Raw genomic sequence first — 24,624 nt, forward strand, 5'->3', positions numbered from 1 at the left:
TTTTATTCATCCGCGACCTGAAAAAAGATATAATCAAAAGCGTATTCAGATGGGGGGATGAAATGGAACAGGAGTTTTTGTACCGGCTGCTCTCCTCACAGGGAGTGTCGGGCAGAGAGACAGAAATCCAGAAAATAGCAGCGGATTATATGGAAGGCTTTGCGGATACGGTTAGGTGTGAGGTAAACGGCAATGTGACCGGCATACTGAACCCGGACAGCGGATTTAAGATTCTGCTGGCAGGCCACATGGATGAAATTGGGCTCATGGTTACGGCCCATACAGAGGAAGGCTTCCTGCGGGCAGCCAAGGTGGGAGGAATCACTCCGCGGATGTATCTGGGACAGAAGGTGCGGATTGATACGGGAAAGGAACTGATATACGGCTCTGTGGCAAGCACGGCTGAATTGCAGAAAAAGGAAGAACTGCTGGATACGGACCTTTTTATCGACATCGGGGCCAGGGACCGGGAGGAGGCCGGGACATATGCACCTGTGGGTTCCGGCATTGTGTTTGATACGGACTGGAGGCCCCTTCTGGGGAACTGCATCACCTCCAGGGCTCTGGATGACCGTTCCGGCGCTTTCGTTGTTATGGAGGCATTGAGGCGTGCAAAGGAAAAGGGATGCAGGAATGGAGTCTATGCCGTCACAACCGTGGGTGAGGAGACTGGATTTGGCGGCGGCGCCTGGGCCGGGGCCAGTATCAGGCCGGACATGGCCATTGTGGTGGATGTGACCTTTGCCAGCGACGGGCCGGGTGGAAATGATGCTGTACGCGGAAGAGTGGCCCTGGGAGGCGGCCCCGGAATCTGTGTGGGGACTATGGGCCATCTGGTGATGAACCGGATGCTGGAACAGGCGGCCGGTCGGTTGGGTATCCGTACACAGCCGGTCATTACGCCGGGAAGGACTCTTACAGATACGGACGCCATACATATCAGCGGGCATGGCGTGCCTGCAACTCTGGTGAACCTGCCGCTGCGGTATATGCATACGCCGGCTGAGGTGTGCTCCCTGAACGATGTGGAGGACTGTATTGAGTTAATCAGCGAGTTTGTGTGTATGGTGGACAGACACACAGATTTACGCCCATTTTAGATGTATCAGGAGAAAGGCAGCAACATTCCGGGAAAATCCACGGAATGCAGAATAGAAAGGGGAATTATCATGAAAAAAAGACCATTAGCTTTATTGACAACAGCGGCACTGCTGGCAGGTACGCTGACAGGATGCGGTTCTTCAGCGCCTGCGCCGACAGAGGCAGCTTCGAAGACAGAGGCGCCTGCCAAAGAATCCTCACAGTCAGCGGAGGGAAAGACAGGGGCTTCGGACCAGGGCGCGGCTGACGTGGATGTGTCCGGAGCCACCGGGGAAATCAATGTGTGGACCAACCTGAGCCAGAGCGAGATGAACTTCTACGTGGAGGAATTCAATAAGCGTGTTCCGGGCGTAAAGGTGACTGTCACTGTCATGCCGGGCAACGAGTACCGCACAAAGCTTCAGAATGCATTCCGAACAGGCACCAATGCACCGGATGTAGCTACCTTTGAGATTTCGGATTTTGGCATGTACAAGAATACCGACCTTCTGGAGAACCTGAGTACGGAAAATTACGACGCAGAGGCATTGTCCAAAGACATGATTCCCTATGTGGACGAGCTGTCCAGGGATGCGGGCGGAAATTTGAGGGGACTGTCCTACCAGGCCACACCAGGCGGCTTCTGGTACAAGAAGGCTCTGGCAAGAGAATATCTGGGAACAGATAATCCAGAAGAATTACATGAGATGTTAAAGGACTGGGATTCCATCATCGAAGCGGGAAAGCAGGTGTATGAGAAATCCGGCGGCAAGATAGGGCTGTTGGATGATATTGAGACGGTTGAGCAGATTTACTGCTCCTACAAAGGCGCTCCGTGGGTGGATGAGAACAACCATATTATTTCCGACGATTTCCTGATGGAACAGCTCAACCTGATGCAGCGCGTGGTTGACAACAATGTGGATGCCAGGGCAGACCAGTGGTCGGCAGGCTGGACCTCAGGCATGTATTCACAGGATATGTTCATCCTCATTGGTCTGCCGAGCTGGGCTCTTAATTTCTGTATCAAACCGGGCATCCCTGAGGGAGAGATGGAGAAGGCAGCAGATACATGGGGCTATATGGAAGCTCCTGCGCCTTACCAGAACGGAGGTACCTGGTACGGTATATACTCCGGTTCCAAAAACAAGGAAGCAGCCTATGCGTGGGTGAAGACAATGACCGCTGACAAGGATTACCTGGTCAATGGCCTGGCAGGACAGTTAGGCGATTTCCCGGCTTACATACCGGCAATCGAGCAGTGTATTGAAGAAGGACATACGGACATTGTCACAGGCGACCAGCAGTATTTCCAGAGCTTCTATGACACGGCCATGAATGTGAAGGCAGACCCTATGACCAAATATGACCGCCAGGCATGGACCAGCATGACTGCCCAGATGGATTTACTGGCAGGCGGCGGCGCAACCCCGGAGGAGGCGTGCCAGGGATTCAAGGAAGACATGCAGCGTATTTATCCTGAGATTGTAATTGACTAGCGTGCCGGATAATGGCATACCGGATTGTGACTGACTAATTTGTAAATAACCAGAAGATGCAGGGTGTGAGCTGATTCATATCCTGCATCTGTTTCACGAAAAGATGGGACGGGGCCTGCAAAAGACCTTTGACCTGCCTTTGGATGGGAGGATTTCATGACGGAGAAGGGTAAGAGTATACAACCCTCTAAAAAGAGAAGCCTGGATAAGAGCAATCGGGGATTGCTTTTTATCCTGCCGTATTTTATTATATTTTTATGCTTTACACTGTATCCCATACTGTACACGTTCAAACTCAGCTTTCACAGCTGGGACGGCCTGGGGGCATCTGTCTTTACCGGCCTTGCGAATTACAGGCGCCTTTTAAATGATACAGTGTTTTTTAAATCCATTTTCAATACAGTATTCATCGCCCTGCTGGCCATGGCGCCCCAGATGATATTCGGCCTGATTCTGGCCTTCTTGCTGAATCAGCACCGGTTCAGGGGCGGGAACATGTTTAAGACCATCTTTTATTTTCCGAACCTGGTGACCGCTGTGTCCCTGGGCGTCCTGTTCAGCCTGCTGTTTGACTTTAAGGCGGGAAGCGTAAACAAGCTTTTGATGGCCCTGCATATCATAGGAGAGCCTGTCAACTGGAAGATGAACGGGCTGTTTACCCAGCTGATAGTTGCTTTTGTGCTGTTCTGGCAGTATTTCGGCTATTACACCATCATATTTACAGCCGGAATCAAGGGCATACCGTATGATATTATGGAGGCGGCCGAGGTGGATGGGGCCAATAAGTTTCAGACCTTTTTCCATATTGTGCTGCCTCAGCTGCGAAATATTATGACCTACGCCTTTGTCACATCCATTATTGGAGGACTCCAGCTTTTCGACCTGCCCTTCACCTTTGCGGGGGCAACAGGCGGACCAAGCAAATCCGTGCTGACCATGGTCATGTATATGTACAACATTGCATTCCAGAATTATGATTATGGATATGGCTCCGCTATTTCGTACGGCCTGTTTGTCATCATCATTGTATTTTCGCTTATATTTATGAAATATACGGCAGGGAAGGAGAGGAATTTTTAGATGGAAGAAAAGAAACTTAAGACGTACAGTGTAAAAACGAAATGTTTCCGGGCATTGACCTATGGGGTTCTGGTCCTGCTGGCAGTAATCTGCATTGTGCCCTTTTACAACATGATTATCAACTGTACCCATGACAACGCTGCACTGGCCACCTCCTTTCAGATGCTGCCGGGAAAATCTCTAAAGACCAATTACCAGCACCTGGCTGCCAATGTAAACATATGGAAGGGGCTTCTTAACAGTCTTTTCATTTCCCTTGCCAGCACAATAATTACGGTTTACGTAGGCGCGCTGACCGCCTACGGCTTTGCTAAATATAAATTTAAGTACAACAAGCAGTTATTCTGGCTGGTGCTGGCCACCATGATGCTTCCGGGCCAGCTGGGCATCATCGGGTATTTCCAGCTTATGAACAACATACATCTGCTGGACAATTACGCAGCCCTTCTTATCACCTGTTTTGCACCGCCGGCCATGGTATTTTGGAACAGGCAGTACATTGATTCCTATGTACCGGACGAGTTGATTGAGAGCGCACGCATAGACGGGTGCGGGGAGTTCCGTATCTTCAATGAAATCATTTTTCCAATTATCATGCCGGGGGTGGCAACCCAGGCCATTTTCACCTTTGTGGAATCCTGGAATGCCTTTGTGAAGCCGTCCATCCTTTTGTTCTCACAGGACAAATTCACGCTGCCCATTCTGGTGCAGCAGATGCAGGGCGTATATAAGAATGATTATGGAACCGTATACATAGGAGTTGCACTGTCGGTTATTCCTATTCTTATCATGTTCGTCCTCTGTTCCAGGCGAATACTGGAAGGAGCTACTGCCGGGGCAGTGAAGGGATAGAGTGTGTCTGAGAAGGCTGTGAGGGAAGGTATGAGGGGTTTGAGATATTCAGCAATATGGATTTTGGTTTTGGCCGCTGTCTTTGGAATAGGGGCGTGCAGCAGGTCGGAAAAGGACTGGGATGTCCGGGCGGAGATTCCGCCGGAAGTTCCGGCTGCTGCAGAGGGCGTGCCGGGGGACAGACCAGTTATACGGCTGTGGCATATCTATGGAAGCGATGACGACCAGGCAGCGCGTATCATGGAGCAGCTGACCAGGGAGGCAGAGGAAAAATTCAATGTTGTTATACAGGTGGATACAGCTGAAAATGAAGGGTATAAGACGAAGATTAAGGCAGCGGCTGCTGCCAATGAGCTTCCGGATATCTTTTATACCTGGAGCCATGAGTTTCTGAAACCCATGGTGGACGCGGGCAAGGTGCTGGAGGTAAGCCGGTATTACAGCGATGATTTCCAGAGTCATCTGAACGATGCCATGATGAAGGGAATTCAGTTTGACGGCGGGACATATGCGCTGCCGCTGGACAGTTCCGTGGCCATGATGTATTACAACATGGAGATGATGGATTGTTTTGGTTTGGAAATACCTGTGACCTGGGACGAATTTGTCCAGGTATGCCAGACATTTGTGGATAACGGCATAACGCCTATGCCCGTGGGGGGCAATGAGCCATGGACCATTGCCATGTACTATGACCTTCTGGCACTGAGGGAAGTGGGTCCTGAAAAGGTTGCGGATGCAGCTGCAAAGCGGACGGATTACAGCGACCCGGGATTTCTGGAGGCTGCCAGAAAACTGCGGCAACTGGTGGATATGGGGGCATTTACAGCTGATTCCGCCACTGCGCTCCGGGAGGAGGCGGAGGCCCTGTTCATGCAGGGACAGACCCCCATGTATCTCAACGGCAGCTGGACCTCATCCCGTGTCTACCGGGAGACATCCAGGGTGGCCGGCAAGGTGAAGGCCGCACCCTTTCCTGAAACCGGGTCCGGGAAATCCACCATATATGATTTCACCGGAGGGCCGGACAGCGCTTTCGCAGTGAGCAGCCGGACAGAGGACCCGGATCTCACCGTGGACCTGGCGGAGTATCTGGCCATGGGGCTGGCTGTGGAGCTTTACAAATGCAAGTCAAACGACCTTCCCTATATCAATGTGGACACCGGGGACGCCGGACTGAACCCGCTTATGCAGGAGATTCATGAGTATACGGACCACGCCCGCAGCTATACCATATGGTGGGATAATCTTCTGGAGGGAACCGATGCAGCCAGATACCTGGACAGCCTGGAGCTTCTCTTCAGGGGGGATATTACACCCGGGGAATTCATAGACAGGATGAACGGGTTAAAGGAAGAGTGAGCAGATGACAGGAGGGAAACAGGATGGAAGTAAGATATGTAACGGACCGGTATGACACTCTTTGTGCTAAATACAGACAGGATTATAAAGACAATCCGGCGTATTTGTACTGCGGGGTGGCGGACATGGACCTGGCGCCGCCAAAGCAGATTCTGGATGCCATGAAAAGAAGACTGGACCATGGCGTCTTTGGCTATACCGAACTGCCGGACGAATATGAGAAGCTGATTGCAGGCTGGATGAAAGAGCAGTACCATTGTGAGGCAGAGCCGGAGTGGGTGCTGTTTTCCCCCAGAATCAACATGGCCCTTAACATGGCGGTAGATACCTTTACGGAGCCGGGGGATTCTATTATTGTGAACACGCCGGCCTATCCCGCCCTGACAGGGGCGGTGGAAAAATGGGGCCGGATTTTAAAGGAAAGTCCCCTGATTTTCGAAGGCGGGCGGTTTACCATTGATTTTGACGGTCTGGAGCGTCTGGCGGACCAGGGAACCAGGGCATACATCCTCTGCAATCCCCATAACCCCACGGGCAGAGTGTGGGAGGAAGAGGAGCTGTCAGGCATTATTTCCTTTTGCAGACGCCATGACCTGCTTCTGCTGTCAGACGATATACACGGGGATTTTGTGTGGCCGGGCCATGTGTATACGCCCCTCTTGAAGATGTATGATAATCCGGAACAGGAAAAGGCCATTGTGTTCAATTCCCTGACAAAAACCTTCAATGTCCCGGGACTGATTTTTTCCAACATCATTCTGCCGAATCCGGAAATGCGCCGCGCCATGGCAAAAACCATAGACCGGTGGGGGCTTCACAACCCCAATGTGTTTGCGGCCGACATCCTTAAACCGGCTTACAGGGAATGCGGGGAGTGGATGAGCGGGATGCGGGCGCAGATTTATGAAAACATTAAGGCGGCCCAGTCATTCATCAGCCGGGAACTGCCCTGGCTGGACGCCTATGTGCCTGACGGCACCTATCTCATGTGGATTGGATACGGACGCACCGGCTTATCCGAGGAGGATATGCAGGGTCTGCTGGAAGAAAAGGGCCGCCTGATACCGCTTATGGGCACTCATTTTAAGGAGGCCGGCAGAGGGTATTTCAGACTGAACATGGGGACCTGCGGGGAACAGGTAAACAATATACTTGAGAGACTGAGACTGTGCTGGACGTAGGGCTGGGTGAAACCGGTTTTAGCGTCCGGCATTAGCCGGTTATGGGGACGTATATGAAAGGATTATGTGAGAACATAAAAGGGGCCGGTGACTGGTTGTTCCATGAGCATATTTCACGAAGAATCATGGCTGTATTCGTGTTTTTTTTCCTAATCAGTTTTTTTCTGACCTATTCCCTGTATTCATGGGCAGCCGGCAAACAGGAGGATTCCATGATGGAGCAGTCCTCGGTGCAGATGGTGACCGCGGTCAGGAACAATCTGGACGAGATGGTCCTCAATGTGAATGATGATTTTAACATGCTGTTAAAGGGAGGCACCCTGGATGTGGTAAATCATCTTCCAAGACCTGAGGACAGAAAGACATATGACAATATGCTGTTTACCGCCCTTGACAGCAACCACTATCTGGAGTCCATTTATCTTCTGGATTTTTCGGCCCATCTGTATGGCGTTGATAAGCATGACATGAAGAGGCTCAGCGTGGATTCCACATTAAAGTGTCCGTGGTACAAACGGGCCCTGGAAGCAGGGGGAAGCTATATACTGGAGTATGAGGCGGGCGGCATTTTCTATAAAAGATATAATTCCAGATTTGTATCCGTCATCCGGGCCATAAACAGCCTGGAGACCCAGAAGCCCCAGGGATTCATCATCATGAATATTCCCACGGACGCCATAGCGGACATCTGCGGCGCGGCAGCTTATGGCAGCCAGGCTATGATAGGACTGATGGACCAGGATGGAAACCTGATTGCAGGCACGTCCGGTTTCGAATACCATGATTCCCTCAAGCAGCTGGCCGGAACCTGCAATAGGGAGAACCTTCTGGTGAGCCGGAAGGGGGATGGGGAGTATACCACCGCCCTTTACCTGCCGGATTATGGATGGCGCCTGATTGCCAGGATACCTTATCAGGTAAACCGGAGCACCTTTGGGGACCTGTTTCTGATTGCCACCCTTATTTTCCTGGTGAATGTGGTGCTGATGCTTTTTGGGTCCCTTTATATATCCAAGTCCGTATCCAATCCTATCTATGCGCTGATTGGCGTGATGAACACGGTGAAGGACCGGAATTTCAAGAAGATACCCGTAAAATATCCAAAAAGCGAGATTGGGATTTTACAGACAAATTATAACAACATGGTGGATGAGATATCCTCCCTGCTCTCCAGGCTGGTGGAGGAGCAGAAAATCAAGGAAAAGGCAGAGCTCCATGCATTGTTTGAACAGGTAAAGCCCCATTTCCTTTACAATACACTGGATGCCATCGGTTATATGGCCCTGACTGAGGAGCCATCCCAGACCTATGAGGCCATAGAAACCCTGGGCAGCTTTTACCGGCAGAGCCTGAGCCAGGGAGAGCAGATGATTTCTGTTGAAAAGGAGACCGCTATTGTAAGTGATTATGTAACGCTTTTGAGGCTCAGGTACGGGGATTTGTTTGACGTGGAATACCAGGTGGATGAAAGCTGCCTCAGGGTACTGGTGCCCCACCTGATTCTCCAGCCCCTGGTGGAAAATGCCGTGTATCACGGAATCAAACCAATGGGCGGAAACGGGCGTATCCGTATCCGGATTGGGCCGGAGGAGGGGAGCCGGATGAAAATACAGGTTCAGGACAACGGAGTGGGCATAGATGGGCTTACCTTGTCAAAACTTCAGGACTATCATAAAATATGGAATATTGACATTGACGTGTCGGGAACCGGGATTGGCCTGATTGGCACCATACAGAGAATCGTACTGATATACGGTGAGCAGGCATCCTACCAGATTAGAAGCGTGCCGGAGGGCGGGACGGAAGTCACATTCCTTCTGCCGGTGACTTACGGGGGAGAAGAGGACCATGGAGACAGAATATGACCAGCTTTTAAAAGTAATGTTTGTGGATGACGAGGAGAAGACCAGGAAACTTCTCAGGGTGTTTGTGGACTGGCAGTCCATCGGATACCAGCCCGTGGGGGACGCGGCCAGCGCCAACCAGGCCATGGAGCTCATAGGGGAGGAACATCCCGATGTGGTTATCACCGACATTGAGATGCCTTATATCAATGGTCTGGAGTTTGCGCAGATGCTGTCCGAGGAATACCCCCAGATAGTGGTCATTGTGCTGACTGCCCATGACCTGTTCCAGTATGCGCAGAAGTCCGTGGAGCTTGGGATTAAGAGCTTCCTGCTAAAGCCCATACGGAGGGCGGAGCTGATTGAGGTCATGAAGGACGTACGGGCGGATATCATGGAGGAGCGCAGGGCTGTCTTTGAGTTCGAGGGGCTTAAGAGGAGGATTGCGGAGTCCAGGATGCTGATTGTCCAGAATTTCCTGAACAATCTGCTTCTAAACAAGGCGGACCAGGAAAATCTGTGGGAAACTATCCGGTACTATGACATCCCTCTGAGCCGGGAGGCAGGATACTACAATGTGATGGTACTGATGCCGGAGAAGCACAATGACCCGGAGGAGGACGAGCTGAGAAGGCAGCAGTGCATGGAAATCCTGTCCGCAGCAGTAAGCCGCCTAACGGATGTGATGCTGCTAAAGGACATACACCAGAACCTGATTCTCCTGAGCCAGAATAAAAAAATCAGCCTTATGTCCTACGGAGCCCATTTCACTGTCCTGATTAAGGAAAAACTGTCCATGGGAATCTATGCCGGCTGCGGGAATCCCGTGGATGCCCTGGAGGAAATACGATGTAGCTATAAGCAGGCCTACAAAAACGCTATGATTGCCAGCTACAGCCACAACCAGGCCTTTCTCTCATCAGGCAGTGAATCCGACATGGGAGGTCTGCAGGAGCTGATTCAGACCCTGACAGAGGAACTTCCCCTGTATCTGGGGATACCTGCCGGGGATAAGGTGCGGCAGTTGGTGGATACGGCCTATGGGACACTTAAGGGTTTGCCTGAGAGCAGTCTTTCAGACTATCTTGTCATATCCTATTCCATTGTCAACGTGACCCTGTCCACTCTTAGCGACAATGGAATCCCTTATATAGAGATATACAGTACGGACCACCTTCCCTATGAGAAGATACTCCGACTGACCGGGGCAGGGGAGATTGAAACGTATATAAGGCAGTTTACGGACTTTACGGTCTGCCAGATAGAAGAATACATGAATAAGAAGAACACCATGCTGGTCCACCGGATTGTCCAGTACATGAACGAGCATATGGATGATTCCACCTTATCACTGGCCAAGATTTCCAAGATTAACTATATTAATAACTCCTATCTCAGCAGGACGTTTAAGTCTGTCATGGGAATTAATTTCATGGATTATCTGGTGTCCATCCGCATAGAGGCTGCCAAAAAGCTTCTGGAGGGCACGGACCAGAGGATATACGAGGTGGCCCGCAGTGTGGGCATTGAGGACCCCAACTATTTTTCCAAGTTTTTTAAAAAGCATACCCAGGAAACGCCGGCCCAGTACCGGGAGCGCTGTCAGGAAGCCTTGTAGGCTTCCTTTTTGTATTTATGAAGAAACAAGGAACGTTTTATTGTGCATAATATCCAAATCAACTGTTGAAAACTTGTATAATATGGCACCCTGATTTAAAAATAATGAAAGAACTTTCTGAACAATCCAAGTCTATTGAAAATAAAATCAAACCTGCTATACTAAGGCTACAAGAGATAAGCGGCCGGAACAAACAGAGCCGCTCAGTACTGATAACAAGCTAAGTGCTCATAACAAGGAGGAACGCATATGAACGAAAAAGTAGAGAGCCTGAAGGGGAAACTGATTGTATCCTGCCAGGCCCTGCCCCATGAGCCGCTTCATTCGTCCTTTATCATGGGCCGGATGGCCCTGGCAGCAAAGGAGGGCGGAGCATTCGGCATCCGTGCCAACACCAAGGAGGACATCGCTGAAATCCGGACCCAGGTTGACCTGCCTGTCATTGGCATTGTGAAACGGGACTACGAGGACAGCAAGGTATACATCACGCCTACCATGAAGGAAATCAACGAGCTGATGGAAGTCAAACCGGAAATCATTGCCCTGGACGCCACGGTGGACCTGCGGCCGGGCGGCAGGACCCTGGATGAATTTTACAGTGAAATCCGGAAAACCTATCCGGACCAGCTGCTGATGGCGGACTGCTCCACGGTGGAGGAAGCCCTTCATGCCGACCAGCTGGGATTTGATTTTATCGGAACCACACTGGTGGGATATACGGACCAGAGCAGAAACCTGAAAATCGAATCCAATGATTTTGAAATTATCCGTGAGATTGTGGCAAAGGTAAAACACCGCGTCATTGCGGAGGGGAACATCAATACGCCGGAAAAGGCAAAGAGGGTCATTGAGCTGGGGGCCTTCAGCGTGGTGGTAGGTTCCATCATCACCAGGCCGCAGCTGATTACAAAGTCCTTTGCACAGGCGCTGGATTAGTACAAACATGTTAACCATTTTATATAAAGGGGACCGAACGGGTCATTGAAAGGAGAAGTAAGATTATGGCAAACTTAGAAAAGTACAAAGGTGTTATTCCTGCATTCTACGCATGCTACGACGAGGAGGGGAATGTAAGCCCGGAGAGGGTAAGGGCACTGACCGAGTACCACATCAGAAAAGGCGTAAAGGGTGTTTATGTCAATGGTTCTTCAGGAGAGTGCATCTACCAGAGTCTGGAAGACCGCAAGATTACGCTGGAGAATGTGATGGCAGCCGCCAAGGGCAGGCTGACCGTGATTGCTCATGTGGGCTGCAATAATACAAAGGACAGCGTGGAGCTGGCAAAGCATGCTGAAAGCCTTGGCGTTGATGCCATTGCATCCATCCCGCCCATTTACTTCCACCTGCCGGAGTATGCCATTGCCGCTTACTGGAATGCCATGAGCGAGGCAGCTCCCAACACGGATTTTATTATCTACAACATACCGCAGCTGGCAGGCGTGGCCCTGACACAGAGCCTGTTTGCCGAGATGAGGAAGAACCCAAGGGTCATCGGCGTCAAGAATTCTTCCATGCCTGTGCAGGATATCCAGATGTTCAAGCTGGCAGGCGGGGATGACTACATCATTTTCAACGGTCCGGACGAGCAGTTCATCAGCGGCCGTGTCATCGGCGCAGAGGCCGGAATCGGCGGAACCTACGGCGCCATGCCTGAGCTGTTCCTTAAGATGGATGAGCTGGTAAAGGCAGGAAAGATGGAAGAGGCCATGAAGGTGCAGTACGCTGCCAACGACATCATCTATAAGATGTGTTCCGGACACGGCAACATGTACGGCATGATTAAAGAGATGCTGCGCATCAATGAGTCCCTGGACCTGGGCGGAGTCAGGGAGCCGCTTCCGCAGCTCATTGAGTCTGACCTTGCCATTGCCAAGGAGGCAGCCCGCATGGTGAAGGAAGCAGTTGCAGCATACTGCTAAGACCGGGCATGCTCCTGGGGCAGACGCCGGACCCGCGGTTCACAGCTGCTGACACAGTGGGGCGCCGGAGATAAAAGTAAATGGTCCGCGGTCCTTTCTGGAGGGAGAAAGGACCGGCGCCGGACCGGAAACCATTGGGATAAGGAGGATATTTCCCGGGGTTTTCCGTATAGTAAAGAAGGGAGATTAATTTATGCAGGGTTTTACTACAATTGATTTGATTATCCTGGTTGTTTATCTTGCGGCTGTATTATTTGCCGGACTCTTCTTCTCCAAAAAGGAGATGAAGGGGAAAGAGTTCTTTAAGGGAGACGGCACCATTCCGTGGTGGGTTACCTCCGTTTCCATATTCGCAACATTGTTAAGTCCCATTTCCTTCCTGTCCCTGGCAGGAAACTCCTATGCAGGAACATGGATTATGTGGTTCGCACAGCTGGGCATGATTGTGGCCATCCCCATTACCATTAAATTCTTCCTGCCAATCTACAGCAAGCTGGACATTGACACTGCCTACCATTATCTTGAAATCCGTTTCGGAAGCAAGGGCCTGCGTGTCCTGGGCGCTGTCATGTTCATCGTATACCAGGTGGGCCGTATGTCCATCATCATGTATCTTCCGTCCATGGTACTTTCCAAGCTTACCGGCATCAATGTAAATATTCTGATTATTGCCATGGGTGTGATTGCCATTATTTACTCCTACACAGGCGGACTTAAATCCGTTCTCTGGACCGACTTTATCCAGGGCAGCGTTCTTCTGGTAGGCGTTACCTTTGCCCTGTTCTATCTGGCCAATGGAATTAACGGCGGATTCGGAGCCATTTTCCAGTCCATGGCAGGAGGCAAGTTCCTGGCAGCCGACCAGCCTATTTTCAATGCGAATATACTGAAGGACAGTGTATTCCTGCTGATTGTGGGAGCGGGTCTTAACACCTGTTCCTCCTATGTATCCAGCCAGGACATTGTTCAGCGTTTCACCACCACCACAGACATGAAGAAACTGAACAAGATGATGCTGACCAACGGCGCGCTGTCCATCTTCATTGCAACCGTATTTTACCTCATCGGCACAGGCCTGTATGTGTTCTACAGCCAGAACGCGCTTCCGCCTGCAGCACAGCAGGACCAGATTTTCGCTTCCTATATTGCATATGAGCTTCCGGTAGGCATCACAGGACTGCTTTTGGCAGCCATCTATGCAGCATCCCAGTCCACTCTGTCCACAGGACTTAACTCCGTGGCAACCAGCTGGACCCTGGATATCCAGGAGCGTCTTTCCAAGAAGGAAATGAGCTTTGCCCTTCAGACAAAGATTGCACAGTACGTATCCCTGGGAGTGGGCATTGTGGCTATCCTGGTGTCCATGGTACTGGCTAACGGTGAAATCAAGTCAGCATATGAGTGGTTCAACGGTTTCATGGGACTGGTACTGGGCGTGCTGGGCGGTACATTTGCCCTGGGCACATTCACAAAGGTGGCCAATGCAAAGGGCGCTTACGTGGCATTCTTTGTGGCAGCCGTCACCATGGTCTGCATCAAGTACATGGCTCCCGCAGGTTCCGTATCCATCTGGTCCTATTCCATCATCTCCATCGCCATCTCCCTGGTAGTGGGAATTCCGGTGAGCATGATTACAAGAAAGATGGACGGGGATACATCCAAACCAGTAAAAGACGCAACGATTTACCACAATTAATGATTCATTAACAGGAGGTAATCATGATATTTGGAAACATCACCCAGGAAAAGACCTATGCCTTTCTTCCTGAAAATTTAAAGGAATGCTTTGCCTATGCTAAGGAGCATGATTTGGCGTCCTATGAAAAGGGCAGCCATCCCATTGACGGCGGGCGGCTGTTTGTCAATGTGGTGGAATATGAGACGACCCGGCCGGAGAACCGTTTCTGGGAAGCCCACAGGAATTACCTGGATGTGCATTTAATGCTTGACGGGCAGGAGCAGATTGATTTAAACTTTATAGAGAACATGGAGCAGAAAGAATTTGTGGAGAAGGATGACTTTCTTCCCATGGACGGTGAGCCCAACAGCCATGTGGTGCTGCGGGCAGGGGATTTCCTGATTTGCTACCCGGAGGACGGGCACCGCACAGCTGTGGCTGTAAATGAATCTGAAAAAATCAAGAAGGCCATATTTAAGGTGCGGATTGACAATTAAAAACATATAGAACCGGAGACAGAGGCAAACCAAAGACCCTGAGCGCAGCGGACCATCCAACTGTGCCCCGGGGCAGGTTTGCCTTTTGCGGCAGGATAGTGACAGGACAAAAAGAAGGTTAAAAGGAGCGGTGCCGGAATGAAACAGTATATTTGCATTGATATCGGAGGAACGGAAATCAAGCACGGAGTGCTGGATGAAAATGAAACATTTCTTGCAAAGGATAAGACGCCAACCGAGGCATGGAAGGGCGGACCGGCCCTTTTGGAGAAGGTCCTGGGGATTGCGGCGGATTACCTGAAGTATTGGAAGGCAGAGGGAATCTGTGTGTCCACTGCCGGTATGGTGGATGTGGAGAAGGGGGAGATATTCTATGCAGCTCCCCTGATTCCCGGATATGCGGGAACGAAAATCAAGGCCGGCATGGAGGCGGAATTCGGTATTCCCTGCGAGGTGGAAAATGATGTGAACTGCGCAGGTCTGGCCGAGGCTGTGTCCGGGGCAGCGGCAGGGGCCCGGTCAGCCCTGTGTCTGACGGTTGGAACCGGAATCGGCGGCTGCATTATCCTCGGCGGCAGGGTATACCACGGGTGGAGCAACAGCGCCTGCGAGGTGGGCTACATGCACATGGACGGAAGCGATTTCCAGACACTGGGAGCTGCCAGCATACTGGTAAAGCGGGTGGCTGCCGCCAAGGGAGAGTCTGAGTCACAGTGGAACGGCTACCGCATCTTCCAGCTGGCCGGGGAAGGGGACACGGTATGCGGGGAAGCCATTGACCAGATGTGCGATGTGCTGGGCAGAGGCATTTCCAATATATGCTATGTGCTGAACCCACAGATTGTGGTGCTGGGAGGAGGAATCATGGCCCAGGAGGAATATCTGCGGCCCAGACTGGAAAAGGCCCTTGCACGGTATCTGGTTGCCAGCATATATGAGAAGACGGAGCTGGCCTTTGCAAAGCACCAGAACGACGCAGGGATGCGGGGGGCCTACTATCATTTCCTGGAGAGACAGGGAAAGAACCGGAGCTGACCTGCATTTATTTCAGACAGGCTTTCGGCTGAGCCAGGAGGAGGTATTATGGAATATCTGAAATCAGTGATACCGGTTATAGAATCCAATTATGTGAATTTTACTACGGTGGAGCGCAGCATTGCGGATTTTTTCATCTATAACAGGGAGCAGATGGATTTCTCGGCCAAGTCAGTGGCCGGCCGTCTGTTTGTGTCGGAGGCGTCCCTGTCACGGTTTGCCAAGAAGTGCGGATTCAGAGGCTACAGGGAATTCATCTACCAGTACGAGGAGAACTTTGTGGTCAGGCAGGATTCCATGACAGGCAACACCAGGACTGTGCTCAATGCTTACCAGGAGCTTCTCAATAAGACTTATAACCTGGTAAATGAAAAGCAGATAGAACGGGTGTGCCGGTACATGGCCAAGGCAGGCCGCGTGTTTGTCTGCGGAACAGGAAGCTCAGGCCTGGCTGCCAGGGAGATGGAGCTGCGCTTTATGCGGATTGGCCTGGACATCACCTCCATGGACCACAGCGATATGATGCGCATGAGGGGTGTGTTCCAGGACGAGAACTGCCTTGTATTCGGCGTCAGCATCAGCGGCGAGAAGGAGGAGGTATTATACCTTCTGGAGGAGGCCCACAAGCGGGGGGCCAGGACTGTGCTGCTCACAGCCAGGAACAAGCCTGATTTTGATGCTTTCTGCGACGAGGTGGTGCTTCTTCCCTCCCTGCTCCACCTGAATCATGGCAATGTGATTTCTCCCCAGTTCCCTATTCTCCTTATGACGGATATCCTCTATTCCTACTATCTGTCCCAGGACCAGTATAAGAAGGAGGTGCTTCATGACAGCACGCTGAGGGCTTTGGAGAAGGGGAGGAGGGAGATGGGGCTGTGAATGATGGGGCTGTGAATGGCTGGGGGGTCGCGTTCGTGAGAGCCGGGAATGCAGGGCGGGAGGTGACCGTTTCCGCAGTGGGAGAGACTAAGGCGCAAGGGACAGGAAAACCCGGGGACCGCAAAAATTACGCCGAACTCCTGATGAGTTCGGCTCCATGTTTGCTTTGCTCCGGGCGTGGAGCGCCCTGCGCAACCCCGGCTTTTCCCGCCCCTTGCGCCTAAGTCTCTCCGAACTGCTCCAAAGCCACCTCCCGCCCTGCATTCCCGGCTCTCACCCACTGCATATCCCAGACATACACTGGATATTTACATCCGGGGAAGGGAAATAATAGCTCTGGCTAATGTTAATGATAATCAGATAATGGAGTCCTCCGTAACTAACGGTATGCCATCTGTCCTGGCATGCTGTTTTTTTGTTTTTGTCGGTGATATGTGGAGGGATTTTATATGGCGTTTTTTATGTTCACTTACTTTGTTGGACGAGCTGATATATTAGTTTGAATTATTTGGGAGAATGATGTGTTAAAAGAACGCTAAAAAGGTGTAAAAACCATGTGTAAAAACTGATATTTTTGTATAAAATGTATAAAAATAAAAGAAAAAACAGTGGAAAATGACTCTATACAAACTAATATATCAGTACTAATATATTAGTATCAGAAACAAGGGAGAGATAATGAATTTGAGGTGCGGATGTAACCGGAGGGCTGGGTGGCCCGGACGTTATGCAGTCAGGGGAGTGTCCGAAGCTTCATTGCTGTTATCCCCGCGCTCCGGTACAGAAAAAGCAGAGGCATAAGGGAGTTTCTGCAGGGGAGCGTTTAACTATTTTCATCAAAGGAGGGTTCGTATGAACATCAATGTAATTATCGGTATTATCATGATTCTGTCCTTCTTAGGCATGGTCTGGTACTGTGTGAAGGGGTTCAACCTGATGGTGGGATTTGCGGTCATGGCAACGTTCTGGACTGCCCTGGCAGTCATCGGTAATGTATTTTCACCCACATCGGCCATGGAAGGCAAAACATTCATCCAGGTGCTGGAGTATGTATATGCGGAAGGTCCTGCCGGATATGCAAAGTCCATTCTGGTTAATGTATTCTTTGGCGCGTTCTTCGGAAGGGTACTGGTGGACACCGGCATAGCGGCTACCCTGATTCGCAAGGTGGTTGAGCTGGGAGGCGATAAGCCCAGAATCACCATGGCGCTTCTGTGTATCGTTACAGCCATTATCTTTATGTCCATGACCGGTATCGGACCTGTTATTTCCATCGCGGTCATTGTACTGCCCATCCTGCTTTCACTGGGCATCCCTGCTCCTGTGGCCATGTTCAGCTTTATGGGCTCCATTATGGCAGGCATCTTTGGAAATATCGTCAATTTCCAGCAGTATCAGACCATATATGCGGGCTTTAATGCGGCAGCGGCGGATTACACTTACAATGATTATTTTAAGATTGGCGTTACCTGCATGGTGGTTGCCATTGTGGTAGTGCTGGTGGTGGCTAACCTTTCCATGAACAAAAAGGCAGCCCATGCCTGGGCGGCAACTGCTTCCTCAGCAGGCGACAATGCTCCGGCCATTTCCTGGATTTCCGTTATCCTTCCTGTACTGGGCGTGGTGCTTTTCAAGATTCCTATTATTTTGGGATTCTGCCTCTCCGGTATCTATGCACTGATTACAACAGGGAAGATGAAGGGCAGCTATTCTGAAATCTGCCGTCTCTTTGCAAAGCTGTTTACCGATGGTTCCATTGATGTGGCTCCCATGGTGGGCTTCCTGCTTACCCTGGCCATGTTCAATAACGCGGCAACCTATGCAGCGCCTTACTTTACCGCAATCCTGGGCGGATTTGTACCTACCACAGCCATTACCCTGGCCATTGTGTTTGCTGTGCTGACACCTCTTGGCTTCTTCCGCGGCCCCATGAACCTGGTTGGATGCGGAACCGCAATTCTGGCAGTTGTAGTGGCAACCCTTCCCAATGCACCGGTGGCTTTCCTGTACCCGCTGTTTGCAGTGACTACCATTGCTCCCCAGCATCTGGATATCACCCAGTCCTGGGTTGCATGGGGATTTGGATATACCAAGGTTTCCACCAAGGACTACATGAAGATGTCCATTCCTACCGGATGGATTGTAGGCATTATCTGCTGTGCGGCAGTATTCGTATTGTACGGCGGCCTGATGTAGATGTAAGCGGGAGCCGGCAGATTTTATGCCGGCTCCCCTTAAATAACGGTTTAATGATTTGAGATAAGGAGGTTTTAGGATGGGTAAATCAGTTAGAATGGGTATAGACGTGGGCGGTACCCACACAAAGGCAGTGGCAATTGACAATGCCACCCATGAGATTATCGGAAAATCTTCCGTCAAGACCACCCACGACGACCCCAGAGGCGTGGCTGCAGGTGTGGTCAGGTCCTTTGAGAACTGCCTGAATGAAAATGGAATCAGCCCGGACGATGTGGTATTCGTGGCCCACTCCACCACCCAGGCAACCAATGCCCTCATTGAGGGCGATGTGGCAACGGTGGGTGTTATCGGTATGGCAAAGGGAGGCCTGGAAGGTTTCCTGGCAAAGAAACAGACAAAGCTGGATGATATCGACCTGGGAAACCAGAAGAAAATTAAAATTGTAAATGACTTCATCAACGTGAAAAAAATGAACAAGGCCGTTGTTGAAGATACCATAAATAACATGCAGCAGGCAGGGGCCCAGGTCTTGGTGTCCTCCATGGCCTTCGGCGTGGACGACGGAGGCCCCGAGGCAGAGGTGTATGAGGCTGCCAGCGCAAAGGGAATCCCCACCACCATGGCCAGCGACATCACCAAGCTCTACGGCCTTACTAGAAGGACCAGGACCGCTGCCATCAATGCATCCATTCTTCCGAAGATGCTGGATACAGCCAATTCCACGGAAGGCTCTGTCCGGGAAGCAGGCGTCCATGTGCCCCTGATGATTATGAGAGGCGACGGCGGAGTCATGGAGATTACGGAAATGAAGAAGCGGCCCGTGCTCACCATGCTGTCAGGCCCGGCTGCCTCTGTCATGGGCTCCCTTATGTATCTGAGGGCTTCCAACGGAGTGTACTTTGAGGTGGGCGGAACCACCACCAACATCGGCGTCATCAAGAACGGGCGTCCGGCCATTGACTATTCCATTGTAGGCGGTCACGCCACCTATATCTCATCCCTGGATGTGCGGGTTCTGGGCGTGGCAGGCGGTTCCATGGTCAGGGCCAATAAGCAGGGCGTGGTGGACGTGGGACCGCGTTCCGCCCACATTGCGGGACTGGACTATGCCGTGTTCACGGATACGGATAAAATCAGGGGGCCAAAGGTGGAATTCTTCTCACCCAAGCAGGGGGACCCGGACGACTATGTGAGAATCCGGATGGAGGACGGTTCCGCTGTGACCATTACCAACTCCTGCGCCGCCAATGTACTGGGACTGGTAAAACCGGAGCATTTCTCCTACGGCAACGTGGAATCAGCCAGAAAGGCCATGAAGGCGCTGGCGGACTACTGCGGCACCTCCGTGGAGGAAATTGCAAAGCAAATCATGGAGAAGGCCTATGCCAAGATTGAACCTGTGATTCTGGAACTGGCTGAGAAATATAAGCTGGAAAAGGACCAGATATCCCTGGTGGGCGTTGGCGGCGGAGCAGCTTCCCTGATTGTATATTTCAGCAACAAGATGGGCGTAAAGTATTCCATACCGGAGAACGCAGAGGTCATTTCATCCATCGGCGTGGCCCTGTCCATGGTCCGGGACGTGGTGGAGCGTATTATGCCGTCCCCATCCAAGGACGATATACGGGCCATTAAGAATGAGGCCCTTAACAAAGCCATTGAGTCAGGCGCAACAGCAGAATCCGTTGAGATTCACATAGAAATAGACCCTCAGACATCCAAGGTGACAGCCATTGCCACCGGCTCCACAGAAGTAAAGACAGCGGACCTGTTAAAGGAATGCGATGAGTCCGAGGCAAGGCACCTGGCAGCAGAGGATATGAGGCTGGCGGATGGGGATACGGAGCTTCTGGCAACATCGCCCTACTTCTATGTGTACGGTGAAAAAACAGAGCCGGGAACCCCTGGGGCTGTCCGCATTGTGGATAAGAAGGGATTCATAAAGGTACAGAGAGGAAGGGCCATGTGCTTAAAGACCACGGCCGCAGCCTATCTGGACGCACTGAAGCAGCTCTGGGACGATATGGCAGTATACCAGACAGAACTGATTGCCAGACCGGATTACTACCTGTGCATGGGCGCCAGGGTTATGGACTTTACGGCCCAGGACTTTGAACAGCTGGAGCTGCTGACGGACCTGGAGGTATCCTCCCTGGAACCGGATGAGGAAATCCTGGTGGTGGCTGCCAACATTAAGCAGAATTAAGGCGCGGACCCGCTGAACAGACAATGGGCCCGGACGGGAGGTCGAATGTATGGAAGCGATGAGCCTGCGGGAAATGATGAAGGGGCTGTCTGCGGTGGACGACATGACCTGGGGAATGTACGCATTCTCCAGGGATGTGCTCCGGGATAAGGTGGACTGCGCCCGGAAAAAGGAAATGATAGAAAAGGCTGTTTGCTGCGGCTGTGAGACAGCGGACAAAATCATGGACCAGATGGGAACTTCGAATCCCCGGGAGATTGCCGGAAGACTGGGACTTAGGGTGGAATACCTGGAAAAGGGGCAGATAGCGGACAGGGTGCTATTTGCCCTTTTCACCCCTCCTGACCTGATACAGATTATGAGGGAACCGCTGGATAAGGCAGTGGAGGGCGGTTCCCTGGACGGGTTTTCCACCCGCGGGCAGCTGGAGGACCTGATTCTGGGCCATGAGATTTTCCACTATCTGGAAGAGGAGGATGAGGCCATTTATACCAGGACCGAGAAGATACGGCTGTGGAAAATCCTTGGATTTGAGAACCGTTCCACCATCAGAGCCCTGTCGGAAATAGCCGGAATGTATTTTTCTAAAAAATTAAATGGTTTTCCCTATTCCCCATTTGCCTTAGATATCCTTTTGTACTATAATTATAATTCAGAGACAGCCCTGAACATGTACAGGGAGGTAGCAGAAATTTGACAGGAGGAGTTCTATGGGCAGCACAGACAGCAGGAATCCGGAAGACAACATATATGACGTACTGCGCACTGACATTCTGAACCTGAAGCTGCGTCCCGGGATGATATTCAGCATTAAGGACATCAGCGAGTCATATCAGGTGGGAAGGACACCGGTGAGGGACGCCCTCATAAGCCTTTCCAAGGAAGGACTTATCACCTTTCTCCCCCAGCGGGGAACTATGATATCCAAGATTAACTATGACAAGGTACTCAACGAACGCTTTCTCAGGACATGCGTGGAGGAGAAGGTGATACTGGAGTTTATGGCAGTGTGTAACTTAAAGGCCATCACTGAGCTGGAGATGTCCCTGGACCGTCAGGAGCGGATTGTGGAGGAGGAGGACATACGGGCGTTTCTGGCGGAGGATATGTACTTTCATTCCATTTTTTATGTGGGGGTCAACAAGGGATACTGCAATGATATCATATCCGCCAACTCAGGCCATTACATGCGGATCCGCCTGCTGGCCATGGCGGACCAGGGTATTGACAGGGAGGCCCTTAAACAGCATAAGGAGATAACGGACGCCATCCTGGCCAAGGACTGGGAACGGCTTCACGCCATACTGAATTTCCATCTGAACCGCCTTGTGAACCAGGAGCGGTCCCTGCTGTCCAAGTATCCGGACCTCTTTGAACGGGAAAATACAGAGGTGAGGAGAGAGCCTGATGAACTGGGCGTGGATTTCCTGGTGGAGACAAAACTTAAATATCATGCGTGACAAAAGGGGCCTCCCGGCCTGCGGTTCATACCAGCAGGCGGGAGGCCCCTTTCAATGCTTTTATGTATTTTACCAGATTCCCAGCGCACTCTGAAGCCCCAGGCTCACTGCAGTGATTCCCACCCAGCAGCAGGCTCCCATGAGGATGGGTTTGCCGCCGGTGCGGATGAGCTTCACCAGGTCCGTGTTCAGCCCGATGGCTGCCATGGCCAGGATGATGAAGAACTTGCTCAGCTCCTTGACAGGGGAAAAGACCGAGGCGGGAACCCCTGCGCCCATGGCCAGGGTGGTGATGACGGAGGCGCCGATAAAGTAGAGGATGAAAAACGGGAAGATATCCTTAAAGCTTACGGACTGGCCGAGGGCCTGGTCTGTCTTTTCCTCCTTCCTGGTCCGGATGAATGCCAGGCACAGGGTGATGGGGATTATGGCCAGTGTTCTGGTCAGCTTTACCGTAACCGCCTTATCCAGGGTGGCCGCCCCAAGGTTCCACATGCTGTCCCAGGTAGCTGCGGCTGCAGTGACCGAGGATGTATCATTGATGGCTGTTCCGGCGAAGATGCCAAAGGCATTGCCGGATGCAGTGTCAAAGCCCAGGAACTTACCAAAGGTGGGGAACAGGATGGCCGCCAGTACATTGAAGAAGAAAATCACGGATATGGCCTGGGCCACCTCCTCGTCATCCGCATTGATTACAGGCGCCGTGGCCGCGATGGCAGAGCCGCCGCAGATGGAAGAGCCCACCCCCACCAGGGTGGAGATATTGGATGGTATGTGCATGAGCTTATGGAGCACAAAGGCTATTGCCAGGGATGTGGTGATGGTGCACACGATGATGGGCAGGGACTGCTTTCCCGTCTCCAGAACCACGTTCAGGTTCATGCCAAAGCCAAGAAGAATGACAGCCCACTGCAGTATTTTTTTGGAGGTAAACTTGATGCCGTCCTCCAGCCCGTCTTTCTGTTTCATGAATACGGCTATGACCATGCCTGCAATGATGGCAATGACAGCGCCTCCTATGATGGGGAACATTTTCCCTAAAAACCAGGAAGGGACAGCCAACAGCATGCAGAATGCCAGTCCTTTCCATTTCTTTTGTAATGATGCCATTTCTTTTTCCTCCTCATATTCCCTATAACTTAATCATGGATGTGTGCCGTATATGGAGCGCAGCACACGGTTTATATGGTAACTTATGGAAAGCATAAAGTAAAATTATATATATTTATATTTTAATAAGAATGTGTTATGATTAGGGGAAATGAATAAAGACAAAAAAGAGGGGCCGGCGGCAGAATCAATAGGGAAGGCTGCACTGCCGGCGGAAACAAAGGAGGGAATCAGGTGCTGGATTTCAGGGTTTATACGTTTCTGGCTGTGTGCGAGCACATGAATTATACAAGGGCCGCGGAGGCGCTGCACATTACGCAGCCGGCTGTGTCGCAGCATATACGGTATCTGGAAAATATGTATCAGGTCAAGCTGTTTCTGTCCGAGGGAAAGAAGATACACCTGTCACCGGCAGGAGAAAGGCTGCTCCACGCAGCCACCACCCTTAAGAACGACGAAGTCTTTCTGCGCAAACAGATGCTGGAGGGAGTGGGAAGAGGCCTGAGCCTTCGGTTCGGCACCACCAGGACCATTGGCGAGTCAGTGATATCAGCGCCCCTGGCCCGCTATATCCACCGCCACCCGGACGACCGTATCAGTGTGGTCATCAATAACACGGACGAGCTTCTGCACAAGCTGGTTTCCGGTGAGATTCAGTTTGCCCTGGTTGAGGGGTATTATGATGATGTGGATTTTGATTCCATGGTTTTCAGGACAGAGCCGTTCATCCCTGTATGCGCTGCCGGACATGTGTTTAACAGGGAGCCGGTCCAGTTAAGGGACCTTTTGGAGGAGCATCTGCTCATAAGGGAGCCCGGGTCGGGAACCAGGGATATTCTGGAGAAGAATCTGGATATCAGGAACATCCGCCTGTCCGACTTTTCCCATATTACGGAAATCGGCAGCATGCATGTGATTCTCCAGCTGCTGGAAAAGGACGCGGGAATCACCTTCCTGTACCGGACAGCGGTGGAGGAAGGGCTGAAGGAAGGGGCGTTCAGGGAGCTGGACTTAAGAGACTTCCAGATGGAGCATGATTTTGCCTTTATATGGAATAAGGGAAGTATATATGGGGATACCTACAGGGAGATATGCAGGGAACTGCAGTAAGGGAACGAAAGGGAC

The 24,624-nt window shown here is 51.4% G+C and carries 20 protein-coding genes; 19 read left to right on the forward strand and 1 reads right to left on the reverse strand.

The genetic code is table 11. From position 1 onward, the window contains the following. The first annotated feature begins 62 nt into the window (after positions 1–62). The 18 genes from FGS84_RS06290 (at position 63) to FGS84_RS06375 (ending at position 22,389) form a co-directional block, all read left to right on the forward strand. A complete protein-coding gene (locus FGS84_RS06290; protein ID WP_138306820.1) occupies positions 63–1,100 on the forward strand; it encodes a M20/M25/M40 family metallo-hydrolase in 1,038 nt (345 codons plus the stop codon). A 69-nt stretch (positions 1,101–1,169) separates the two neighbouring features. Then, positions 1,170–2,579, forward strand: coding sequence for an extracellular solute-binding protein (locus FGS84_RS06295; RefSeq protein WP_138306821.1), 1,410 nt, complete (start codon positions 1,170–1,172; stop codon positions 2,577–2,579). Positions 2,580–2,735: 156 nt separating this feature from the next. Next, positions 2,736–3,659, forward strand: a complete 924-nt coding sequence (locus FGS84_RS06300; RefSeq protein WP_138306822.1) for a sugar ABC transporter permease — start codon at positions 2,736–2,738, stop codon at positions 3,657–3,659. After that, positions 3,660–4,511, forward strand: a complete 852-nt coding sequence (locus tag FGS84_RS06305; protein ID WP_138306823.1) for a carbohydrate ABC transporter permease — start codon at positions 3,660–3,662, stop codon at positions 4,509–4,511. 39 nt (positions 4,512–4,550) lie between these two features. Beyond that, positions 4,551–5,873 carry an extracellular solute-binding protein gene (locus FGS84_RS06310; protein ID WP_347563799.1) on the forward strand — a complete coding sequence of 441 codons (1,323 nt, stop codon included), beginning with the start codon at positions 4,551–4,553 and terminating at the stop codon, positions 5,871–5,873. 23 nt (positions 5,874–5,896) lie between these two features. Then, complete coding sequence (locus FGS84_RS06315; protein ID WP_138306825.1) at positions 5,897–7,054, forward strand: aminotransferase class I/II-fold pyridoxal phosphate-dependent enzyme; 1,158 nt, start codon at positions 5,897–5,899, stop codon at positions 7,052–7,054. 53 nt (positions 7,055–7,107) lie between these two features. Beyond that, positions 7,108–8,919 (forward strand): histidine kinase, encoded by a 1,812-nt coding sequence (locus tag FGS84_RS06320; protein ID WP_243129875.1) that lies wholly within the window; start codon positions 7,108–7,110, stop codon positions 8,917–8,919. After that, on the forward strand, positions 8,903–10,516 hold the full coding sequence (locus FGS84_RS06325; RefSeq protein ID WP_138306827.1) for a response regulator: 1,614 nt from the start codon (positions 8,903–8,905) through the stop codon (positions 10,514–10,516). The genes FGS84_RS06320 and FGS84_RS06325 overlap by 17 nt, the downstream gene beginning before the upstream one ends. A 249-nt stretch (positions 10,517–10,765) precedes the next feature. Beyond that, positions 10,766–11,452 carry an N-acetylmannosamine-6-phosphate 2-epimerase gene (locus FGS84_RS06330; RefSeq protein ID WP_138306828.1) on the forward strand — a complete coding sequence of 229 codons (687 nt, stop codon included), beginning with the start codon at positions 10,766–10,768 and terminating at the stop codon, positions 11,450–11,452. Positions 11,453–11,517: 65 nt separating this feature from the next. Beyond that, on the forward strand, positions 11,518–12,435 hold the full coding sequence (locus tag FGS84_RS06335; RefSeq protein ID WP_138306829.1) for a dihydrodipicolinate synthase family protein: 918 nt from the start codon (positions 11,518–11,520) through the stop codon (positions 12,433–12,435). A gap of 193 nt (positions 12,436–12,628) precedes the next feature. Then, entirely contained in the window at positions 12,629–14,131 is a 1,503-nt protein-coding gene (locus FGS84_RS06340) for a sodium:solute symporter (protein WP_138306830.1), read from the forward strand. A gap of 23 nt (positions 14,132–14,154) precedes the next feature. Next, positions 14,155–14,610: a YhcH/YjgK/YiaL family protein gene (locus tag FGS84_RS06345; protein ID WP_138306831.1), complete on the forward strand. Its 456-nt coding sequence runs from the start codon at positions 14,155–14,157 to the stop codon at positions 14,608–14,610. A 138-nt stretch (positions 14,611–14,748) separates the two neighbouring features. After that, entirely contained in the window at positions 14,749–15,645 is an 897-nt protein-coding gene (locus tag FGS84_RS06350) for an ROK family protein (protein ID WP_138306832.1), read from the forward strand. Positions 15,646–15,693: 48 nt separating this feature from the next. Next, a complete protein-coding gene (locus FGS84_RS06355; protein WP_138306833.1) occupies positions 15,694–16,524 on the forward strand; it encodes a MurR/RpiR family transcriptional regulator in 831 nt (276 codons plus the stop codon). Positions 16,525–17,376: 852 nt separating this feature from the next. Beyond that, entirely contained in the window at positions 17,377–18,720 is a 1,344-nt protein-coding gene (locus FGS84_RS06360) for a citrate transporter (RefSeq protein ID WP_138306834.1), read from the forward strand. 79 nt (positions 18,721–18,799) lie between these two features. After that, positions 18,800–20,929 carry a hydantoinase/oxoprolinase family protein gene (locus FGS84_RS06365; protein WP_138306835.1) on the forward strand — a complete coding sequence of 710 codons (2,130 nt, stop codon included), beginning with the start codon at positions 18,800–18,802 and terminating at the stop codon, positions 20,927–20,929. Positions 20,930–20,978: 49 nt separating this feature from the next. Next, on the forward strand, positions 20,979–21,626 hold the full coding sequence (locus FGS84_RS06370) for a hypothetical protein (protein ID WP_138306836.1): 648 nt from the start codon (positions 20,979–20,981) through the stop codon (positions 21,624–21,626). Positions 21,627–21,639: 13 nt separating this feature from the next. Next, a complete protein-coding gene (locus tag FGS84_RS06375) occupies positions 21,640–22,389 on the forward strand; it encodes a GntR family transcriptional regulator (protein ID WP_138306837.1) in 750 nt (249 codons plus the stop codon). 69 nt (positions 22,390–22,458) lie between these two features. Here the strand turns inward: FGS84_RS06375 and FGS84_RS06380 are convergent, their stop codons facing one another. Beyond that, on the reverse strand, positions 22,459–23,499 hold the full coding sequence (locus FGS84_RS06380; protein WP_138306838.1) for a YeiH family protein: 1,041 nt from the start codon (positions 23,497–23,499) through the stop codon (positions 22,459–22,461). Between the two features lie 234 nt (positions 23,500–23,733). Between FGS84_RS06380 and FGS84_RS06385 the strand changes: the two genes are divergently transcribed. Beyond that, a complete protein-coding gene (locus FGS84_RS06385; RefSeq protein WP_138306839.1) occupies positions 23,734–24,609 on the forward strand; it encodes a LysR family transcriptional regulator in 876 nt (291 codons plus the stop codon). The last annotated feature ends 15 nt before the right edge of the window (positions 24,610–24,624 follow it).

The sequence above is a fragment of the Clostridium sp. 1001271st1 H5 genome (assembly GCF_005845215.1).
In the GTDB taxonomy this organism is placed as follows: domain Bacteria; phylum Bacillota; class Clostridia; order Lachnospirales; family Lachnospiraceae; genus Enterocloster.

Excerpts from the sequence above, each read along its gene's own strand:
- FGS84_RS06295 (WP_138306821.1), top strand. The coding sequence starts at position 1,170 with ATGAAAAAAAGACCATTAGCTTTATTGACAACAGCGGCACTGCTGGCA.
- FGS84_RS06375 (WP_138306837.1), top strand. The coding sequence starts at position 21,640 with ATGGGCAGCACAGACAGCAGGAATCCGGAAGACAACATATATGACGTA.
- FGS84_RS06320 (WP_243129875.1), top strand. The coding sequence starts at position 7,108 with ATGAAAGGATTATGTGAGAACATAAAAGGGGCCGGTGACTGGTTGTTC.
- FGS84_RS06325 (WP_138306827.1), top strand. The coding sequence starts at position 8,903 with ATGGAGACAGAATATGACCAGCTTTTAAAAGTAATGTTTGTGGATGAC.
- FGS84_RS06300 (WP_138306822.1), top strand. The coding sequence starts at position 2,736 with ATGACGGAGAAGGGTAAGAGTATACAACCCTCTAAAAAGAGAAGCCTG.
- FGS84_RS06365 (WP_138306835.1), top strand. The coding sequence starts at position 18,800 with ATGGGTAAATCAGTTAGAATGGGTATAGACGTGGGCGGTACCCACACA.
- FGS84_RS06305 (WP_138306823.1), top strand. The coding sequence starts at position 3,660 with ATGGAAGAAAAGAAACTTAAGACGTACAGTGTAAAAACGAAATGTTTC.
- FGS84_RS06380 (WP_138306838.1), bottom strand. The coding sequence starts at position 23,499 with ATGGCATCATTACAAAAGAAATGGAAAGGACTGGCATTCTGCATGCTG.
- FGS84_RS06345 (WP_138306831.1), top strand. The coding sequence starts at position 14,155 with ATGATATTTGGAAACATCACCCAGGAAAAGACCTATGCCTTTCTTCCT.
- FGS84_RS06370 (WP_138306836.1), top strand. The coding sequence starts at position 20,979 with ATGGAAGCGATGAGCCTGCGGGAAATGATGAAGGGGCTGTCTGCGGTG.
- FGS84_RS06360 (WP_138306834.1), top strand. The coding sequence starts at position 17,377 with ATGAACATCAATGTAATTATCGGTATTATCATGATTCTGTCCTTCTTA.
- FGS84_RS06335 (WP_138306829.1), top strand. The coding sequence starts at position 11,518 with ATGGCAAACTTAGAAAAGTACAAAGGTGTTATTCCTGCATTCTACGCA.
- FGS84_RS06315 (WP_138306825.1), top strand. The coding sequence starts at position 5,897 with ATGGAAGTAAGATATGTAACGGACCGGTATGACACTCTTTGTGCTAAA.
- FGS84_RS06290 (WP_138306820.1), top strand. The coding sequence starts at position 63 with ATGGAACAGGAGTTTTTGTACCGGCTGCTCTCCTCACAGGGAGTGTCG.
- FGS84_RS06340 (WP_138306830.1), top strand. The coding sequence starts at position 12,629 with ATGCAGGGTTTTACTACAATTGATTTGATTATCCTGGTTGTTTATCTT.
- FGS84_RS06355 (WP_138306833.1), top strand. The coding sequence starts at position 15,694 with ATGGAATATCTGAAATCAGTGATACCGGTTATAGAATCCAATTATGTG.
- FGS84_RS06350 (WP_138306832.1), top strand. The coding sequence starts at position 14,749 with ATGAAACAGTATATTTGCATTGATATCGGAGGAACGGAAATCAAGCAC.
- FGS84_RS06330 (WP_138306828.1), top strand. The coding sequence starts at position 10,766 with ATGAACGAAAAAGTAGAGAGCCTGAAGGGGAAACTGATTGTATCCTGC.